Source organism: Caballeronia sordidicola, assembly GCF_002220365.1.
Lineage (GTDB): Bacteria > Pseudomonadota > Gammaproteobacteria > Burkholderiales > Burkholderiaceae > Caballeronia > Caballeronia sordidicola_C.
Map to the genome: position 1 here is coordinate 1 of NZ_MTHB01000233.1, position 18,521 is coordinate 18,521.

Here is an 18,521-nt window from a genome sequence, read left to right on the forward strand (position 1 = left end):
GTCAGAACCCGTGTACGGAGAAGGAGGGGTTCACACATCCGTGGCTCTGGCGAGCACCGTGCTTTTGGGGCACCTATGAATGGAAACTGCACGCTGTGGACACTTAGGGTAGCGTGGTTTGAAAGCGTTTTCTTTGCTTCGTTTCTTTGTCGCTAAGGACCAAGAAATGACGCGCCGCCACGCGCAGTGGCTAATAGTGCTAAAGAAATGAGCCAACTCAAGCAGACCACTAAGGCTGAAAGCAGCAACCCGGCAATGACTCCGACCGCTAACGCAGGAACCTAGCACCCCGGCACTAACCCCGACCGCTAACCCAAGAACCTGGCACCCCGGCACCGGCACCAACCACCCGCACTGGCAACCCTCCCGGTTCACCGGCGCGAGCGAAAAACCTGAAAAATTATTGCCGCTCAATTGCCGGTGGTGCCCACGTTCCATTCCAAGCGTCAGGCTTCGGCGCATAAAGCCGGAACATCAACTGAAAATCACCATCCGGCGCCGGCAACCAATTCGAAACCCGCGCCTTCGCAGGCGCCGCAGCCGAAACGGAAATATCGACCGATCCATCGCGATTCTTCTTCAACCGGTCCCGGTCATTCAGCGAAAGCCGCAGCGACTTATCATCGATCAACGCACCGTCTTTTGTATACGCCGTCAACGTCCAGAACCCGCGCACCGGCGGCAACTGGTTCGGCGCAAAGTGCAATACATACTCGTTAGCTCCGTTCAGCGCATGGCCGTCGCTGTCGGAAAACGCCACCGGCTTCACCTCGTCGTCCTTCGTGCCAGTGCCCGGCTGACGCCGCGCCAGGAACGCGCGCAACGTGTAGTCGGTGTCGTAATTGCCGGCGCCATCGGTGAACCACACCCAGCCGTTATGGCTGATCGCATTCGACGGCACCGTGTCCACCCGGGTACGGCCATCGGCAAGACCCGTCGCCAGCAAATCCGCATCCGCAGGACGGAACTGCACCGGCTCGCCGGCCTTCACGCCAAGATCGGCCAACAAACTAACGGCATGCGGATCATTCGGCGCCGGCGGATTGTCCTGCAGCGCTTTTGCAAGACGCGTGAAAAACGCGGTGGCATCCAGCGAATCGGCTTTATCACCGCCCGCACCTGTTACTACCGTCGGCGTGCTGGCCGTCACGTTCGGCCAGGCGCTGCCGGCTGTGGCGGCGCTGGTTTTATCGGCGGAAGGCGCTTCAATGGTCATTGCCGTCTGCAGCTTGCGCGCCTCGCGCACGTCGCGCTGGCCGTTCACGCGCACACGAAGCGAAAGCCAAACATAACGGGTCGGCGTTTCAACCCGTGTCACGCCGTCAGGAAGCGTTCCCGTATAACCCGCCGGGACAAACGCAAGCACATTGCCCTGTTGCGCCGCCAGCCTGGCCGCTCGCGCCGCCTTCCCACTCAGCTTTTTCACCGGCGCGGCTTGATCCGGTCCGCGAGGGACGCTGGAGTAAATCACATTGGTCCAGGCATCGAAGGCGCGGGCGTCGTAATAACGGCCGCGCAGCGTATTAGGTGTAGTGGGAAGCGAGACCAGCACCGGTCCGCTGGACACATCCAGCCATGCGGTCGACTCGAGCGTATCCACGCTCGGGCGCCCCGACGCGCCAACCGGCGGCAGCGCCGTGGCATGCCGCAGCGTATTCACGGGCGCCTGACCGGGCCGCGACGCATCGCCGCCCGTGGCTTTCTCCCGCGCAATATCCGACACCACCAGCGGATATCCAAACACATAAGCGTCCGCAACCTGATCCTTACGCCAGCCATCCCCGCTGGTCAAAACGGGCGCCTGCGTCGCGCACCCGCCAAGTACTGCCAAACTGCTCAAACCAGCGGCCACCCATAGCGCCGTGTACAACGAAATTGCCCAGCGTCGATTATTTTTCATTCGATTTAAGGATCTGTTTAAGGCTTTCACTTCGTTCGTCGAGTGCGCGGGCCGGTCCTCGTTCCCGGTCAACTGCCAATCCGCGTCGCGGCGCTTGATCTATCTTGAAACCGGTTTTTATCTTATCCAATGAGGATAGGCAAGGAGCGCGTAACGCCCCTTGAACGGGCCCGCCGTGGTTTCAGAAACGTTTCGACCGGTGCGGGCATCGCGTAACATGATTTTTTTCGGTTTTTTTAGCTAGTTCTTTCTAATTCGTCCACGAGCCGCCGATGTATCTGCCTCCCTACTTCGAAGAAAAACGCCCCGAGGTTTTACATCGGCTGATGGCTGACAATCCGCTTGCGGCCCTTGTCACGCATGGCGCAAACGGTCTCGACGCGAACCACGTGCCATTCGAATACGACGCAAGCCAAGGCGAACACGGCATTTTGCGCGCACATGTGGCGCGGGCCAATCCTATTTGTCAGGAGATTAAGAGCGGCTCCGACGCCCTAGTTATTTTCCAGGCAGCGTCCGGTTATATTTCGCCCACTTTTTATCCGGGCAAGCAGGAAACGCATCGGCAGGTGCCTACTTATAATTATCTGGTCGTGCACGCGCATGGCCGGATCACGATCCGCGACGACGAAACTTTCGTGCGCGGCGTGGTCGCGCGCCTCACCCGGAAAATGGAAGCCGGCGAAGCAGTGCCGTGGAAAATGGGCGATGCACCGCCGGATTTCATCCAGACCATGCTGCAAGCCATTGTCGGGATCGAAATCGAGGTGACGCGGCTCGTTGGAAAGGCAAAGCTCAGCCAGAACAAGGCAGCGGCCGACCGGACCGGCGCGATCAGCGGCGTGCGCCAGCGCGAAACAGATGCCGCAACAGCGCTCGCCGACGCAATGTTCAACGCGCCTCCTCCCATTGAAAATACACCTTGACCTTCCAATCATTGGAATGTCGATACTGGTTACATCGAGTTGAATTTCATGGCTCGCACTGAACCGGGGAGCTTTGTCATGTCTGCACCATCTGTTACAACCGCCGATCCGGCTGCCGCTGCTGCCACGTCCGCCACCGCTGAGTTCGCCATTGGCGGGATGACGTGCGCGTCGTGCGTGCGGCGGGTCGAAAAGGCGCTGGCGAAGGTGCCGGGCGTGGAACAAGTGTCGGTCAATCTGGCGACCGAAAAGGCGACCGTCCACGCCGACGCGTCCGTGTCGCGTGAGCAACTTGTCGCCGCCGTGACCAAGGCCGGCTACGAAGCGGCGTTCATCGAACCGGAAGCCGCGCCTGTCGCCGCGCCCTCGCACACGGGTGAACTCGTGGCGGTAATCGTGTCTGCGCTGCTGACTCTGCCACTGGTCCTGCCCATGCTCGGCCTGGACCTGCATCTCGGCGTCTGGGTATCGCTGGCGCTCGCGAGCACCGTGCAATTCGTGCTGGGCGCGCGCTTTTATGTCGGCGGCTTCAAGGCTGCGCGCTCGGGCGAAGGCAACATGGATCTGCTCGTGGCGCTCGGAACCTCGGCTGCCTGGGGCCTGAGCGTGTACGAATTGTTCGCGCATCCCGGCGTGTCAGCCCATCTCTATTTCGAGGCGGCGGCAGTAGTCATCACCCTCGTGCGCTTCGGCAAATGGCTCGAAGCGCGTGCCAAGCGGCAAACCACCGACGCCATTCGCGCACTCGACGCGCTTCGCCCAGAGCGTGCGCGGATTCGCGATGCAGCGACCGGGGAAGAACGCGACATCGCGCTGGCGGATGTGCGTAATGGGGATGTGGCAATCGTGCGGCCGGGCGAGCGCCTGCCGGTCGACGGCCTGATCCGCGAAGGCCGCACGCATGTGGATGAATCGCTGATTACCGGCGAGAGCCTGCCTGTGGCGAAGGAAGCCGGGGCACGCGTGACAGCGGGTTCGATCAACGGCGAAGGGGTGATCGCTGTCGAAACAACCGCGACCGGGGCCGAGACCACGCTCGCCCGGATCATCCGGCTGGTGGAATCCGCTCAGGCCGAAAAAGCGCCTATTCAGCGGCTGGTGGACCGGGTGTCGGCGATATTTGTGCCAGTCATTATTGTGATCGCGCTGGTGACGCTGGCCGGCTGGCTGTTGATGGGCGCGGGCGTGGAAATGGCCGTGCTGAACGCGGTCGCGGTGCTCGTGATCGCGTGTCCTTGCGCGCTCGGCCTGGCGACGCCCGCCGCGATCATGGCCGGAACGGGCGTCGCGGCCCGGCACGGGGTGTTGATCAAGGACCCGCAGGCGCTTGAAATGGCGCATCGGATCAGGATTGTCGCCTTCGATAAAACCGGCACGCTGACCGTCGGCAAGCCTTCCATGACGGTGTTCGAGGCGGATGAAGGCGTGGACCGGGCAGAGGCGTTGGGGCTGGCGGCAGCCGTTCAGCGGCTCAGCGATCACCCGCTGGCGCGCGCGGTGGTTACTGCCGCCGATGACGAGCGGATTGAGGCTGTTACCGCAAGCGATGCGAAAGCGGTCGCGGGGCGCGGTGTCGAGGCGCGGGTGGGCGAACGCCATCTGGCGATAGCCAGTGATCGCTGGCTCGACGAGTTGCGACTGGCCGCGCCGCAACGGTTGACTACGCGGGCGGCGGAACTGGAACAACTGGGAAATACGGTGTCGTGGCTGGTGGAACTGGGCGGAGATGGCCGCTTAGGCGCCGCGCTGCAAACACCCGCGCATCCGCGCGTGCTCGCCCTGCTCGCGTTCGGCGACTCGCTGAAACCCGGCGCACGCGCAGCTATCGAACGGCTCAGCACAATGGGCATCAAGAGCGTCCTGCTCACCGGCGATAACGCCGGCAGCGCGGCCAGCGTCGCCAAATCGCTCGGGATTGCGCCCGATGCCGTTCACGCGCACATGCTTCCCGCCGACAAGGCGCGCGTGATCGCGGAACTGAAGGCATCGGCACAAGGAGCGGTAGCGATGGCCGGCGACGGCATCAACGACGCGCCCGCGCTGGCCGCCGCCGATATCGGCATTGCGATGGCAACCGGCACCGACGTCGCCATGCAAGCCGCCGGCATCACGCTGATGCGTGGCGATCCGGCCTTGGTGGCAGATGCCATCGATATCGCGCGGCGCACGTATCGCAAGATCCAGCAAAACCTGTTCTGGGCGTTCGTGTACAACCTGATTGGCATTCCGCTCGCCGCGTTCGGACTGCTCAATCCGATGCTCGCGGGCGCAGCCATGGCGTTCTCAAGCGTGAGCGTAGTGTCGAACGCGTTGCTGTTGCGGACGTGGCGTGCTCAGGCTGGCTTGGTCGCTGCAGACGCTGCCGATGCCGCAGTCGACGCCCGCGGTCCCGACGGCAAGCCGATCACGCGGCCCGCATAACGCGCTTCTTTCGGCGCTTCTTTCGGCGCTTGTTTCGCCACTTCGAGAAACATCGCTTCGATACGGCCGGCGATGTCCGTATCGAAGGCTACGGACTTCGCGCCGTTGGTTGTATCGACGTGAAGCAGCATCTGCTCGCTCGCCGCGATAGGTTCCGCTCGCTCGTCCGCGAACATCTCCATATACAGGTGGACACGCTTGGCATCGAACGCGAGTACCGATGCCTCTACACGAACCGCCGTGCCTTCCTTGATCTCGTGCAGATAGTTGATGTGCGCCTCCAGCGTGAACAGCGAGCGGCCTCGCGAAGTACGGACCGCATCGTCCAGGCCGATGCGGTCCATGAATGCATCGGTCGAGAGGCTGAAGATCAGCATGTAGAACGCGTCACGGAGATGGCCGTTGTAGTCGACCCATTCGGGCCTTACCGTGTCGCGATAAATAGTGCGATTTTGCGTCACTCTTGTGCCTTCGTTAGTCCACCATGCCGTGGCGGGATTTAGCCTGCGCGATGGCCGTCATCACGCTCGTGATGCAGTCGTCGCGATAACGTTCCAGTTGCTTGATGGAGTGCGTGCCTTGCTGATCCGTGGTGCCGTCCACCACGCGGTCGATGAGTTCGTCCGTGAGTTTTGGCGCAACCAGCTTGGTCCACGGTAATTCTAGCGCCGGTCCGAATTGCTGCATGAAATGACGCATGCCGGCCTCACCGCCCGCGAGCGTATAGGTCAGGAACGTGCCCATGAACGACCAGCGAATGCCTGCGCCAAACCGAATTGCATCGTCGATTTCACCGGTGGTTGCCACGCCTTCGTTCACCAGGTGGAGCGCTTCGCGCCACAGCGCTTCCAGCAAACGGTCCGCGATAAAACCGGGAACCTCTTTGCGAACTCTCAGCGGGCGCATGCCTATCGATTCATAAAACGTTGATGCTGCTTGCAACGTTGCTTCTGAAGTCTTCTCGCCACCAACGACTTCAACCAGCGGCAGCAAATAGACCGGATTGAACGGATGGCCCACGATGCAGCGCGAGGCGTCTTCGGCGCTCGCGTAGAAATCCGTCGGGAGCAAGCCCGAAGTCGACGACGCAATGATAGCTTCCGGTTTTGCCGCCCTGGATGCCTTCTCATGGAGCGTCAGTTTCAGGTCTTCACGCTCTGGCGCGCTTTCCTGAATGAAGTCGGCTTCAGCGACGCACTCCTCGATGGTCGCAACGAAGCGCAGTCTTTCCTGCGATGCACCCTTTGCCAGCACCACTCGTTCGAGCGCCGGCCATGCATTCGCGACGTTCGCCCGTAATTGTCGCTCGGCGCCCGGCGCCGGGTCCCACGCTACTACGTCAAGTCCATGCGCCAGCGCTCGCGATACCCAGCCGCTTCCAATTACCCCTACGCCCAACGCAGCAAACGTCTTGACTTGCATATACCGGATTCCTTATTAATTTGGTTTTCAACCTGCTTTGATGCTTTACTTGAATTCCCCGCTTTCGCACGGCCTGCGTCGGCGGGTTTCAGGCTGTATCTTCTGCGCTCTTACGCGAACTGCTCGATCTTGCGGCGGTCAAGCAAGCGTTCGCCGCGAGCCGGCAGGTTCAGCTTCTTTCTGCCTTCTGCTGGCGTCAATGCACGACCGCCCAGACGTTCGATGATCTCTACCGCCCGCTGGACCAGCATCCCATTGCTTGCAAGCACGCCACGGTCCAGATACAGGTTGTCTTCAAGACCCACACGCACGTGGCCGCCCAATAACATCGCCTGGGCGACCATCGGCATCTGCATGCGGCCGATCCCGAACCCTGCCCACTGTGCGCCCGCGGGCATGTTGTCGACCATCGACTTGAGCGTGCCTACGTCTGCCGGTGCACCCCATGGGATACCCATGCATAGCTGGAACAGGGGGGCATCGTCCAGCAAACCCTCCTTTTGCATCTGCTTCGCGAACCACAAATGGCCTGTATCGAAGATCTCGAGTTCCGGCTTCACGCCCAGCTCTTGTATCCGCTTTGCGCCCGCTCGAAGTTGCGCGGGGGTGGATACGTAGATCGTGTCGCCATTGCCGAAATTCAGCGTGCCGCAGTCCAGCGTGCAGATCTCCGGCAGCAACTCTTCCACGTGTGCCAGCCGGGTCAGACCACCGACCAGATCGGTACCGGCGCCGAATTGCATGGGCGCTTCGCCCGCGCCAATTTCCAGATCGCCGCCCATGCCCGCAGTCAGGTTGATGATCACGTCCACATCCGACGAACGGATGCGGTCCACTACCTCGCGGTACAACGCGGGGTCGCGGCTGCCGCGGCCCGTGCGCGGATCGCGGACGTGGCAATGCGCGACGGTGGCGCCTGCTCGTGCGGCCTCGATGGCCGCCTCCGCGATCTGCTTGGGCGTGACCGGGATGGCCGGGTGTTTGCTCGTGGTGTCACCGGCGCCTGTTACCGCGCAAGTCACGATCACTTCATAGTTCATGTTGCATCGTCCTTTCAAAGGCCAAGATATTGCTTAACTGCCGGCAAGCCGTCCTTGCCGTCAACCGTCTTGACGCCTGCAAGCCAGGCATCCAGCACTTGCGGATTTTTCTTCAGATAATCCTTGGCTGCATCGGCCGGACGCACTTTGGCCATGACCGGAATCATCAATTGGTTCTCCAGTTGCGTGGTGAACCGCAGGTTCGACACCAGCTTGCCGGCGTTCGGGCAGCGTGACAGGAAGTCGGGGTTGGTCAGCGTATAGACGCGTGCTTCGCCGTAGTTCGGACCGAATACCGCGTCGCCGCCCGAGAGGTAGTTCATCTTGATCTGGATGTTCATCGGATGCGGTTCCCAGCCGAGGAACACGACCCACTTTTTGTCGCGGACAGCGCGGTCGACTGTGACAAGCATCCCGGCTTCGCTTGATTGCACCAGCTTGAAATCACCCAGGCCATACTGGTTGGTATCGATCATCTTCTGGATCTGGGCGTTTGCGCTGCTGCCCGGTTCGATGCCGTAGATCTTGCCGTCGAGTTCGTCCTTGTGCTTCGCGATGTCCTGGAAGGTCTTCAGGCCTGCGTCGTATTCATAGCTGGGTACGGCGAGCGTTGCCTTGGCGCCCGACAGATTTGGCGGGTCGAGCTTGTCGATTTGCTTAGCGTCGATGAACGGCTGGACCGCTTTCTCCTGCACCGGCCACCAGTAGCCCAGTGACACGTCGATCTGCTTGGTTTTCAGGCCGGCAAGCGAGATTGGCACGGAGGCCTGGGTGATCTTCGGGTCATAGCCGAGGCCCTGGAAGACGACTGATGCGAGCGCCGTGGTCGAGGTGATGTCGGTCCAGCCGATATCGACGAATCGAACGGTATGGCAGCTTGCGTCTTCCTTGCTTTGCGCGGATGCGCCGAAGGAGGTCAAGGCGAGCAACAGACAGGCGAGCAGCTTTTTCGTTGTCGGGAGTGATGTCATGGCTTCCTGTTCCGGTAATTTTCCGTGAGGGACAGACGCGTTCGGATATGTCCGACCGTGCGTAAAAGTAACGCCGCATAATGGTGGGGAGGCGACCGGTTGCGACCGGGAGTTGACTATCAGCGACGGTTTTTTCGTTCGCACTCGATTGGGGGGGCTGGTCGGGGGGTAGTGGTTGGGGTTGGGGTGCCAGGTTCCAGGGTTAGCGGTCGGAGTTAATGCCGGGTTGCTGCTTTCGGCCTTAGCGGTCTGCTTGAGTTGGCTTATTTCTTTAGCATCCGACGCATGCAGACCACTAACCCCGGAACCTAGCAACCCGGCATTGACCCCGCCCCCACCGCCAGCCATCCAAAACCCCGAGTGCCAACGAACACCCCCGCCCTAGGATTTGGCCCCATTGCGCCAGCAATTTCAGCTTGTTAGCTTGCAAGTCCGATTGCGAAAACGCCCCCATCGTGTAATGCCCGCTACCGAAGACTTTCACTTCCTGTTGCTGCCCGAGTTTTCGTCTATCGGCTTCATGTCGGCAATCGAGCCGCTACGCGTCGCCAACCGCTTCCGGGGTGCACTGTACCGCTGGCACATCCTGAGCCTCGACGGCGGTCCCGTCTGCGCCAGCAACGGCATCTCGCTCAACGCCGAAAGCGCCCTCGCCGACGTTGACGAGGCCACCAACGTCATCGTCGTCGCAGGCTTCAACCCGCTCAGCCGCTACACACGCGAAATGGGCGACTGGCTCCGGCGGATGGATCGCGAAGGCGCCACGCTAGGCGGTATCGATACAGGCAGTTTCGTGCTGGCCGAAGCAGGTCTTCTCAAGCACGAGCGCGTAACGCTCCACTGGGAAGCAGCATCGGCATTCCAGGAACGCTATCCGTCACTCACGGTCAGCCAGGAGCTATTCGAAATCGACGCGCGACGCATCACGTGCGCCGGAGGCACAGCCTCCATCGATCTCATGCTCGACCTGATCGGGCGCCGCCACGGCGCCGAACTCGCCGCCCAGGTCTCCGAGCAATTCGTGCTCGGCCGGATCCGGCAGCGCTCGGACCACCAGCGCATGCAGATTGCAGCGCGCTACGGCATCCACAATCGCAAGCTGATCCAGGTGATCGGCGTAATGGAACAACACATGGAGGAACCGCTGTCGCCAGATGCACTGGCAGAGGAAATCGGCGTGACGCGGCGTCAGTTGGAACGCCTGTTCTGCTCGGCAATGAAAGACACACCCACCCACTTCTATCTCGGACTGCGCCTTGCACGCGCCCGCGAATTACTACAACAAACCGACATGTCCATTACCACGGTCTGCGTGGCATGCGGCTTCGAATCACCCTCGCACTTCTCACGCACCTACCGCACGCGCTTCGGCTCAAGCCCGCGCCAGGACCGCAGTTCGCCGCGCGCGACGGCGCCCGTTAAGGAAACCGTCGCGGCAAGCTGAAACAAACAAATAACGCTTAGAACGAGTGCCGAAGACCAATGCGAACATCGCTTTGGGTGCTTGACGTCGACGGCGTAAAGCTATAGCCGATCACCGCGTTCACACCACTCGATGCCTTGAGGTAGTCACCCGACACATAGACGTCAGTACGCTTGGACAACAGGTAATGCAGCCCGAGCGAGCCCATGTTCCACTTGTGGCCTTCGAAAGCCGTGAACTGATAACCACCGTACAGGATCAACGCAGGCGTGAAGTTATACTGCGCACCGCCTTCACCCACGTGCATGTGCGACGATTCCCCAAAGCCCTTGATCGTGGTGTAAGTGTAGTTGCCCAACAGCGTCAGGTTGCCGAGTGCATACGACGATCCAATGCCGTAAGTCATCTGGCTGTCGACGTTGAACGCGGTGCTGCTGAACAAGTCGGTTACAGCGCCAGTGGTCGGGTTCGTGGTTGCGACGGTCTGGCCCAGGAAGGTCTTCGTGCCAATCATCGCGTACGGGTCGAATGCATAGATACCATTCGGATTGTTCAGGCGCGTGACCGCCGTGCCGATCGTAAAGTCGCCGTGCGCGTAGTGCGCGCCCAAGCTGTATGCGCTCTTCTCGTGGAAATCACCCGCAACGTTGCCGAACGAATACAAGCCGCCGAAAGTCAGGCCGCCGATGTCAGGCGACATGTACTTGATCGAGTTCGGCAAGCGGTCGCCGTTCATGCGGTCGAAGTCGCCCTGGTGAATCGCGTAGCCGCTGCCGAACGAGGAGATGTTGTAACCCTCCATGAACTCGTTCGTCAGGTCCAGCTGGTTACCCGCCGAGATCGTGCCCCACTGGTTCTGCAAGCCCACATAAGCCTGCCGGCCGAATTCCGCGCCGCCCTGGGCAAAGGTGCCGTTACCCAGGTGGAAGCCGTTCTCGAGCACGAAGATTGCCTTCAATCCGCCGCCCAGGTCCTCAGTGCCCTTGAGGCCGAACCGGTTACCGTAAGAGATGCCGTCGTCGAATTTGACGACGTGCGAGCCACCCGTGTTGTTGACATAGGTAATACCGGCGTCGAGGATACCGTACAGCGTCACGCTGCTTTGCGCACGAACCACAGCAGGTGCGGACACGACGCCTGCGCTCAACGCTAGGGCCGCCAGCTTTACGGCATTTCGCTTCTTCATCGTTGATTCTCCCTGATACCCGTTTGGCACGTTTCGTTGGACGAAGCGAGATCCGCGCTGCTCCGGCGATGGGTTGACATCGCGCAACGCTTCTCGCTCGAGTTTTTATTGCAGAGACTGGCGTACTACAGTGATCTGACGCATGGGGTGCCGGTGCATGCATTGAGCTTCAGACGCATCGGGCTTTCAGACGCGTGCACCAGCCTTGCAAAAGTAAGAGGCCATATTTACTGGGGCTCGACCTTTTGCGACGTAAATCTGTCCAGTTGCGACCCACTGTTGTTATTTGGAACCAAGCGCTGTTTGCACGGCCTGCCACCCATTTCCACCCGTAGTCGTGGTAACGCCGTCAAGCCACCCCTTCACAAGATCCGGGTTGCGCTTGAGCGCCGCTGCAGCAGCGGTATCCACGTTGGTCTTGTTTTGAAGGACGTCGGTGATGATGCCGTTCTCCAGATCAACGTTAAATGTCATCTGCTTGAACAGACGCCCCACGTTCGGGCATTCGCCCACGTAACCCGCCCGCGCAACCGTATTGACCGTCGCGCCGCCGAAGTTCGGGCCAAAGTATTTATCGCCGCCATCGAGGTAGGTCAGATGGAACTTCGTGTTCATCAGATGTGGCTCCCATGCAAGGAACACGATCCACTTCTTGTCGCGCACGGAGCGTTCGACTTGCGTCAGCATGCCCGTCTCACTCGACTCCACCAGCTTCCAGCCATTCAGGCCGAACGCCTTTTCATCGATCATCTTCTTGATGTTCTGATTCGCGGGCGCGCCCGGCTCGATGCCATAGATCTTGCCGTCGAACTTGTCCGCGTTCTTCTGCAAGTCGGCGAACGTGTGCACGCCGGCCGCCGCCACATAGTCCGGCACGGCTAAGGTGAACTTTGCGTTGGTCAGGTTCGGGTGCACCACGTCGATCGACTTTTCATCAACGAACTGCTTGACCAGCGGTCCTTGCGCGGGCATCCAGTTACCCAGGAACGCGTCGACCTGACCTTTCTTCAAGCCTTGGTATGTAATGGGCACGGAAAGGTTCGAGACGCTCTGCTTGTAGCCGAGCGCTTTCAGCACGACACCGGCCATGGCGTTGGTGGCATCGATATCGGTCCAGCCCGGGTCCGCCATCTTCACCTGCAGGCAGCTTTGGGGCTCGGCGGCGACTACGGTGCCGATGGATGCGCAGAGTGCCGCAATGCAGAATAGCGCGTGCTGTAAGGGCTTTTTCATGTTTGGCTTCCTGTGGGTGATGGGGTTTTGGTTGTCGTTCAGTGGCGTGGGCTTTAGCGCGTGACAGCGGGAAAACGCGCCATGGCTTCGAGCGTGTCGAGGTCAATGTGATTGCGCATATAACGCTGGCTGGCATCCACCGACGGTTGCCAGTCCCATGATTCGATCAGGCCTTGCGTGGTCGCTTCGAAGTGAAATTGCCGCCGCCGCTGGCTTTGCACGACTTCTGCGCGCAGTGCTCCGAGATCCCAGCGCCCGGCGATTTCCTCGCGAAACGCAGCGACCCTCGCCGCGTGTTCGGGCAGGGTCGCAAGGTTGGTGCGTTCGAGTGGATCCGCCGTGACGTTGAAAAGCTGGTCAGGGTCCGAGGGCGTATGGATGAACTTGAAGTCGCCGCGGCGCAGCATCACGATTGGCGCAATCGCACCTTCGGCCAAGTACTCGCCGATGGCTTCATCGTGTGCCTGCGGTTCGCCGCGCAGATGCGGCAAGAGACTCCGGCCGTCGAGCGTATCGGGCCATGCCGGTCGCGGCGTGCCACGGCCGAGTTCCACCAGCGTCGGCAGCAAGTCCAGATGCGATACGGAGGCACTCACACGCACCGCCTCGAATTGCCCCGGCGCGTGCACGATCAGCGGCACGCGGCAGCCGCCTTCGAAGAACGTCATCTTGTACCAGAGGCCACGCTCGCCCAGCATCTCGCCATGATCGGACGTGACGATCACGATGGTGTCGTCGGCCAGGCCCGCCTGATCGAGCGCTTCGAGGATCGCACCGAACTGCGCATCGACGTACGAAATCGCACCGTAGTACGCATGGCGCGCGTTGCGGATCTGCTGGTCGGTCGGCGGCGTCTTGTCCGTCTCGCACACGTAACGCAGGCGCTTCGAATGCGGGTCGGCGGCGTCCAGCGTGTCGCGGTAAGCGGGCATTTGAATGTCTTCGTCGCGGTACATGTCCCAGTATTTCTGCGGAATCGCGTAAGGATCGTGCGGGTGGGTGAGCGACGCCACCACGCAAAACGGCCGCTCGTCCTTCCCGGCTTGCCGCTCGCGCGCTATGTCGAATAACTTCTGGCGCGTAGTGAAGGTCACTTCATCGTCGAAATCGAGTTGATTCGTGCGCACGCACGGCCCCGCGTCGATCACGGAACTCATGTTGTGATACCAGCTCGGGCGCGTCTCGAAGTCGTCCCAGTTCGGCGTCCAGCCGAAATCCGCCGGATAGATGTCTGTTGTGAGGCGCTCCTCGAAACCGTGCAATTGGTCCGGGCCGCAAAAATGCATTTTCCCCGAGAGAATCGTCCGGTACCCCTCCGCGCGCAGGTAATGCGCAAAAGTTAATGTTTGCGAGGGAAATTCGGCGGCGTTATCGTAGGCACCTATAGCCGAGGGCAGCTTGCCCGACAAGAACGAAAAACGCGACGGTGCGCAGAGCGGACTCGCGCAATAAGCCGAATCGAAGACAACGCCCCGGGCCGCGAGCGCGTCCATGTTCGGCGTCTTGGTCACGTGATGGCCGTACGCGGACAACGCGAAAGGCGTCATTTGATCAGCCATCAGAATAAGGATATTTGGTTTGCGTTTAAGCATCGGGGCGAGGCTCGAATAGAATCAGGAAGGTGAGGCGGCAAGGGCAAACGCACGGCGAACGGCCCGTGTCGGACATCACTATTGCCGTTCCATTCGCGGCTGTGAAGAGAGCAAAACGTTATGAGCTCATAAGGGGGACTTATGTCGAGACAGGATCGTTTGCCGCCAATGCAGGCGCTGTCGATGTTCGAGTCCGCCGCGCGTCTCGCCAGCTTTACCGCCGCCGCCCGCGAACTGGGCTCCACGCAGCCGGCGGTCAGCCAGCGCGTGGTGCAGCTCGAGGAGAACCTCGGCGCGGCGCTGTTCGAGCGCGGGCACCGGGGCGTAACGCTCACCGAGGACGGGGTGCGCCTCTTCGAAGCCGTGCGTCAGAGCCTCGACACCATCCGCGTTGCTACCAACGACATCCGGGCGCGCCATGCGTCGCCCGCGCAGCGCTCGCTCAATCTCCTGACCGATTTCGGCTTCGCGACCTATTGGCTGATGCCGCGCCTGTCGCAATTCAAGGCGCTGATGCCAGATGTGGATGTGAAGATCACCACCGCGCAAGACGTGCTCGCCGCCGATCAAGATCATGCGGATATCGTGATCGGTTTTGGTCAGGCGGAGACTGACTGGGCGGGACGCGGTGCCGTCAAACTGTTTCCTGAACAGGTCACGCCGGTGTGCAGTCCCGCGTTCTTCGCGCGACATGGCAAGCCCGGCCATCCTTCAGACCTCGTCAACCTGCCGCTGCTTCATCTTGAACCCACGAACCCTGAGCGCTGGTTGTCGTGGCATGGTTGGTTCGCGGCGCATGGCCTTGCTGCGCCGCCCGCGCATCGCGGCATTACGTTCAACAGCTATGGCTTCGTCGCGCACGCTGCAATCATGGGCCAGGGCGTGGCGCTCGGATGGGCGCCGCTGGTGGACGAACTCGTCGCGAGCGGACAGCTGATCGAGTTGTTCGACACACCGGTCACCACCGACGCGGGATATGTCTTGAATGCACCGCGCGCTCAATCCTTGACCGTCTGCGCGTTTCGCGACTGGCTGCTGTTTGAGTGCGGCGTGATGGCCTGATACCACCTAAAATCCACCTGACGCTCCGATACCAGCGTCACGGCGTTTAGCTTCTAGCCGCGCCCCATGCAATTTGTTCTACTGCATCGTATGCGCGCTGCATTCGCGGCGCTGCCATTCGCATAGTGGAGAACCGCATGGCCGGCAGCAATGTCACTAGTAGCGTCTTTGACACCCTTTCTCATCAACTCGTGCTGACGGTGGCCTGTCCCAGCGCTGCGGGACAAGTCGCCGCCGTGGTCGGTTTCCTCGACCGGCACCAGTGTTACGTCGACGAACTCACGGTCTTCGACGACGACCTCAGCCAGCGCTTCTTCGTACGCTGCGTCTTCCACGGCGTGGATCACGATGAAACGCTGCAGATCGCCGCGTTGCAGCAGGAATTCACGCCTATTGCCGAACGTTTCTCCATGACGTGGGCGATCCACAAGGTAGCCGCGCGGCCGAAGGTGCTCATCATGGTATCGAAGCTCGAGCACTGTCTCGCGGACCTGTTGTTCCGCTGGCGCATGGGCGAGTTGAAGATGGACATTGTGGGGATCGGGTCGAACCACCGTGATCTGGAACCGCTTGCCGTACAGCACGGCTTGCCCTTCCATCATCTCCCTGTCACCGCCGATACCAAACCGCAACAGGAAGCGCGTCTACTCGATCTGTTCGAGTCGTCCGGCGCGGAGTTGATGATTCTCGCGCGCTATATGCAGATCCTGTCAGGCGAGACGAGCCGCAATCTGGCTGCGCGCGCGATCAACATCCATCATTCGTTCCTGCCCGGTTTCAAAGGGGCGAAGCCCTATCACCAGGCACATACGCGTGGCGTGAAGCTGATCGGCGCAACGGCGCATTTCGTGACCGATGACCTCGACGAAGGTCCGATCATCGAGCAAGTGGTTGAACGTGTGGATCACTCGTACAAGCCGGAGCGTCTTCTGGCAACGGGACGCGACGTGGAATGCATCACGCTTGCCCGTGCGGTGAAGGCGTTCATTGAACGGCGTGTGTTTATCAACGGCGACCGGACCGTGGTGCTGTAATCAGCCTTTGAACAAAGGCTCCGGAAACGAAACAACGCCGCTAAAAAGCGGCGTTGTTCGTTGAATCTAAAGCAAGGGATTGTTAATTAGCAGTCCAGCTCGACACACGGTCGCCATGCGCGCTCACCCACGCATCCGCGGCGGCGGCCGGCTTCGCACCGTTCGTGGTGGCAAGCATCACGCTGTCGATCTCACCCGGTTTCCATTGGAACTTCTTCAGGAAAGCAACCACGGTAGGCGCCTTTGTCTCCAGGCCCGGATTGATCACGCTGTCCACGTGCTCGGCTTCACCGAACACCTTCTTCGGATCTTCCAGGAATTTCAGCTTGTACTTCGCGAACATCCAGTGCGGCTTCCAGCCCGTCACAATGATCGGCTTCTTCGCATTTTCCGAACGGGCCAGTTCCGCCGTCATCGCGCTGCCCGAACTCGGCATCAAGGTGTAGTCGAGACCGTATGCCTTGATCGCTTCGCTCGTCTTCGACATCACGCCTGCGCCTGCGTCGATACCAACAATGCGCCCGCCGAACTCGTCCTTCTTCGCTTCGAGATCCGTCAGGCTCGTCACGTCCACATTTTCCGGCACGATCAGGCCAATCTTCGCGTCAGGAAAATTGGTGCCGACATCGACGACTTTCGACTTGAAGTTTTCCCAATACGCGCCGTGCGTAACCGGCAGCCACGCCGACAAGGTAGCGTCGAGGTCACCGCGCGCCACGCCCTGCCACATCACGCCGGCCGCGACCGGCACGAGTTGCACGGGATAACCCAGCTTCTTCTCGATGATCTGAGCCGCCACGTTCGACGTCGCCACGCTGTCGTCCCAGCCTTCCACGTAACCGATCTTGATGGTCGGTTTCGCGTCGGCGGCAATCACACCCGCGCTGGTTGCAGCCAGCGCCGCACTTAAAGTGCTTAAAACAAGCAGTTTTTTGATCAGTCTCATTGTCGTACTCCCCTTTGCGGTCCACACCATTGAGGCTTTAGAATCACCGGCCAGAAATACGCCGACTGGTTATTTTTCGACACCCAGTTGTCCGGATGCGACCTCGTTTTATCCGGCTGCGTCGCCGGGCCTGATGAATACCCTACTTATCGACGACAAGGTCCGTCAGGGGCTTGCTGCAACACAACAGAACCATGCCCTGATCGATCTCGCGTTGACGAATGCCACCGTTATGTTTCATCTCGACTTCGCCGGAGAGCAGCTTGACCTTGCAGGTGCCGCACATGCCTTGCGTACACGATGCCGGCAAGCGCACGCCCGATTTCTTGGCGGCGTCCAGCACATGCTGCGCGCTGCCGCATTCGATCTCGCGGTTGCTCTTGGCAAAACTCACCTTGAACGTGGTCTCTACGGGCGCGGGGGCGAGTTCAGGCGAGAGGTCAAAACCAACCGCACTTTCCCGCATCTGCGCGAATGTCCCGGTGGATTGCAACGCATCGGCCACGTGAGCGGTGGTCAGTTGCGCCGCGACTTCCGCGATCGTCTCGAAGGAAAAGCTTTCTTCGTGATAATGCGTGGTGTCGAAACCGCCTTCCGCGAGCAGGTCGCGCACTGCTTTCATGTAGGGCGCCGGACCGCAGGTAAAGATTTCCCGTTCCAGAAAATCGGGCGCGATCAGCTTGAGCAAGGGCAGCGTGAGGAAACCCGTCACCCCTGGCCAGTTCGTTCGTGCGCCGACTCGTTCGCATACAAACGCGGTGCGGAAATTCGTCTGGTTCGACGCAATCAGGTCGAGTTCGCGCGCGAAGATGATGTCGTCGGGTGTGCGTGCACTGTGCACGAACACAATGTCGCGATCTTCGCCGAGTTCGTGATGCGCTCGGCTCATGGACATCAATGGCGTGACACCGGATCCCGCGGATAAAAACAGGAACTTGCGCGCCGGGTGCCGCGCGCAGGTGAACTCGCCGGCAGGTCCCAGCACGCGGACCTTGCCACCCGTCTGAAGATTGTCGTGCAGCCAGTTCGACACCTTGCCGCCCGGCACGCGCTTCACCGTGATGGAGATGGTGTGCGGACGCGTAGGCGGCGAGGAGATCGTATAGCAGCGATTGATCGATTCGCCGTCTATCTCCAGCTCCAGCGTGATGAACTGGCCCGGCTCGAAAACGAAGGTCCGTTCAACCGGCGCACGGAAGAAAAAGCTCTTTACGTCGTGCGTTTCCTGACGAACGTGGCAGCAGACGAGCGTCTCGTCTGTGTCGCTATCCCAACGGGCGGGAAGCGTGCCCCAGAACTCGGGTTGGGTCACTCGGTTCGGGGCAGGCTCGAACGTCGCCTGATCGCGCATCATCTGTTTCTCCG

At 60.7% G+C, this 18,521-nt stretch carries 15 protein-coding genes; 5 read left to right on the plus strand and 10 right to left on the minus strand.

Going from position 1 to position 18,521, the window contains the following annotated elements; all coding sequences use genetic code 11:
* Positions 1-400: 400 nt before the first annotated feature.
* Positions 401-1,900, minus strand: a complete 1,500-nt coding sequence (locus BSU04_RS32030) for a DUF1254 domain-containing protein (RefSeq protein WP_089164298.1) — start codon at positions 1,898-1,900, stop codon at positions 401-403.
* A 272-nt stretch (positions 1,901-2,172) separates the two neighbouring features.
* On the opposite strand from BSU04_RS32030, the gene BSU04_RS32035 reads away from it, so the two are divergent.
* Both BSU04_RS32035 and BSU04_RS32040 read left to right on the plus strand, forming a co-directional pair.
* Positions 2,173-2,826, plus strand: a complete 654-nt coding sequence (locus tag BSU04_RS32035) for an FMN-binding negative transcriptional regulator (protein WP_089164299.1) — start codon at positions 2,173-2,175, stop codon at positions 2,824-2,826.
* A gap of 78 nt (positions 2,827-2,904) precedes the next feature.
* A complete protein-coding gene (locus tag BSU04_RS32040) occupies positions 2,905-5,247 on the plus strand; it encodes a heavy metal translocating P-type ATPase (RefSeq protein WP_256983537.1) in 2,343 nt (780 codons plus the stop codon).
* Here BSU04_RS32040 and BSU04_RS32045 read toward each other — a convergent pair.
* The 4 genes from BSU04_RS32045 to BSU04_RS32060 form a co-directional block, all read right to left on the minus strand.
* On the minus strand, positions 5,160-5,708 hold the full coding sequence (locus tag BSU04_RS32045) for a thioesterase family protein (RefSeq protein ID WP_089164300.1): 549 nt from the start codon (positions 5,706-5,708) through the stop codon (positions 5,160-5,162). The two genes, BSU04_RS32040 and BSU04_RS32045, sit on opposite strands and share 88 nt — an antisense overlap.
* A gap of 13 nt (positions 5,709-5,721) precedes the next feature.
* Complete coding sequence (locus BSU04_RS32050) at positions 5,722-6,669, minus strand: L-carnitine dehydrogenase (RefSeq protein WP_089164301.1); 948 nt, start codon at positions 6,667-6,669, stop codon at positions 5,722-5,724.
* A gap of 110 nt (positions 6,670-6,779) precedes the next feature.
* Positions 6,780-7,709 (minus strand): 3-keto-5-aminohexanoate cleavage protein, encoded by a 930-nt coding sequence (locus BSU04_RS32055; RefSeq protein WP_089164302.1) that lies wholly within the window; start codon positions 7,707-7,709, stop codon positions 6,780-6,782.
* A gap of 14 nt (positions 7,710-7,723) precedes the next feature.
* Positions 7,724-8,680 (minus strand): choline ABC transporter substrate-binding protein, encoded by a 957-nt coding sequence (locus tag BSU04_RS32060; protein WP_089164303.1) that lies wholly within the window; start codon positions 8,678-8,680, stop codon positions 7,724-7,726.
* Positions 8,681-9,140: 460 nt separating this feature from the next.
* Between BSU04_RS32060 and BSU04_RS32065 the strand changes: the two genes are divergently transcribed.
* Positions 9,141-10,124, plus strand: a complete 984-nt coding sequence (locus BSU04_RS32065; protein ID WP_089164304.1) for a GlxA family transcriptional regulator — start codon at positions 9,141-9,143, stop codon at positions 10,122-10,124.
* Positions 10,125-10,140: 16 nt separating this feature from the next.
* Here the strand turns inward: BSU04_RS32065 and BSU04_RS32070 are convergent, their stop codons facing one another.
* The 3 genes from BSU04_RS32070 to betC all read right to left on the minus strand — a co-directional run bounded on the left by BSU04_RS32070 (position 10,141) and on the right by betC (position 14,114).
* Positions 10,141-11,289 (minus strand): porin, encoded by a 1,149-nt coding sequence (locus BSU04_RS32070; RefSeq protein WP_089164305.1) that lies wholly within the window; start codon positions 11,287-11,289, stop codon positions 10,141-10,143.
* Between the two features lie 282 nt (positions 11,290-11,571).
* Positions 11,572-12,522 (minus strand): choline ABC transporter substrate-binding protein, encoded by a 951-nt coding sequence (choX, locus tag BSU04_RS32075; protein WP_089164306.1) that lies wholly within the window; start codon positions 12,520-12,522, stop codon positions 11,572-11,574.
* Positions 12,523-12,575: 53 nt separating this feature from the next.
* Positions 12,576-14,114 carry a choline-sulfatase gene (betC, locus tag BSU04_RS32080; RefSeq protein WP_089164307.1) on the minus strand — a complete coding sequence of 513 codons (1,539 nt, stop codon included), beginning with the start codon at positions 14,112-14,114 and terminating at the stop codon, positions 12,576-12,578.
* A gap of 141 nt (positions 14,115-14,255) precedes the next feature.
* Between betC and BSU04_RS32085 the strand changes: the two genes are divergently transcribed.
* Positions 14,256-15,176: a choline sulfate utilization transcriptional regulator gene (locus BSU04_RS32085; RefSeq protein ID WP_089164308.1), complete on the plus strand. Its 921-nt coding sequence runs from the start codon at positions 14,256-14,258 to the stop codon at positions 15,174-15,176.
* Positions 15,177-15,313: 137 nt separating this feature from the next.
* Positions 15,314-16,210 (plus strand): formyltetrahydrofolate deformylase, encoded by an 897-nt coding sequence (gene purU, locus BSU04_RS32090; RefSeq protein WP_089164309.1) that lies wholly within the window; start codon positions 15,314-15,316, stop codon positions 16,208-16,210.
* A gap of 82 nt (positions 16,211-16,292) precedes the next feature.
* Here purU and BSU04_RS32095 read toward each other — a convergent pair whose 3' ends face one another.
* Together BSU04_RS32095 and BSU04_RS32100 are read right to left on the minus strand one after the other, a co-directional pair.
* Positions 16,293-17,156, minus strand: coding sequence for a glycine betaine ABC transporter substrate-binding protein (locus BSU04_RS32095; protein ID WP_089164310.1), 864 nt, complete (start codon positions 17,154-17,156; stop codon positions 16,293-16,295).
* A 142-nt stretch (positions 17,157-17,298) separates the two neighbouring features.
* Positions 17,299-18,510 (minus strand): hybrid-cluster NAD(P)-dependent oxidoreductase, encoded by a 1,212-nt coding sequence (locus BSU04_RS32100; protein ID WP_089164311.1) that lies wholly within the window; start codon positions 18,508-18,510, stop codon positions 17,299-17,301.
* Positions 18,511-18,521: the final 11 nt, after the last annotated feature.

Coding starts and splice junctions, on each gene's coding strand:
- BSU04_RS32060 (WP_089164303.1), bottom strand. CDS start 8,680: ATGACATCACTCCCGACAACGAAAAAGCTGCTCGCCTGTCTGTTGCTC.
- purU (WP_089164309.1), top strand. CDS start 15,314: ATGGCCGGCAGCAATGTCACTAGTAGCGTCTTTGACACCCTTTCTCAT.
- BSU04_RS32055 (WP_089164302.1), bottom strand. CDS start 7,709: ATGAACTATGAAGTGATCGTGACTTGCGCGGTAACAGGCGCCGGTGAC.
- choX (WP_089164306.1), bottom strand. CDS start 12,522: ATGAAAAAGCCCTTACAGCACGCGCTATTCTGCATTGCGGCACTCTGC.
- BSU04_RS32050 (WP_089164301.1), bottom strand. CDS start 6,669: ATGCAAGTCAAGACGTTTGCTGCGTTGGGCGTAGGGGTAATTGGAAGC.
- BSU04_RS32085 (WP_089164308.1), top strand. CDS start 14,256: ATGTCGAGACAGGATCGTTTGCCGCCAATGCAGGCGCTGTCGATGTTC.
- BSU04_RS32035 (WP_089164299.1), top strand. CDS start 2,173: ATGTATCTGCCTCCCTACTTCGAAGAAAAACGCCCCGAGGTTTTACAT.
- betC (WP_089164307.1), bottom strand. CDS start 14,114: ATGCTTAAACGCAAACCAAATATCCTTATTCTGATGGCTGATCAAATG.
- BSU04_RS32040 (WP_256983537.1), top strand. CDS start 2,905: ATGTCTGCACCATCTGTTACAACCGCCGATCCGGCTGCCGCTGCTGCC.
- BSU04_RS32030 (WP_089164298.1), bottom strand. CDS start 1,900: ATGAAAAATAATCGACGCTGGGCAATTTCGTTGTACACGGCGCTATGG.
- BSU04_RS32095 (WP_089164310.1), bottom strand. CDS start 17,156: ATGAGACTGATCAAAAAACTGCTTGTTTTAAGCACTTTAAGTGCGGCG.
- BSU04_RS32065 (WP_089164304.1), top strand. CDS start 9,141: ATGCCCGCTACCGAAGACTTTCACTTCCTGTTGCTGCCCGAGTTTTCG.
- BSU04_RS32100 (WP_089164311.1), bottom strand. CDS start 18,510: ATGATGCGCGATCAGGCGACGTTCGAGCCTGCCCCGAACCGAGTGACC.
- BSU04_RS32070 (WP_089164305.1), bottom strand. CDS start 11,289: ATGAAGAAGCGAAATGCCGTAAAGCTGGCGGCCCTAGCGTTGAGCGCA.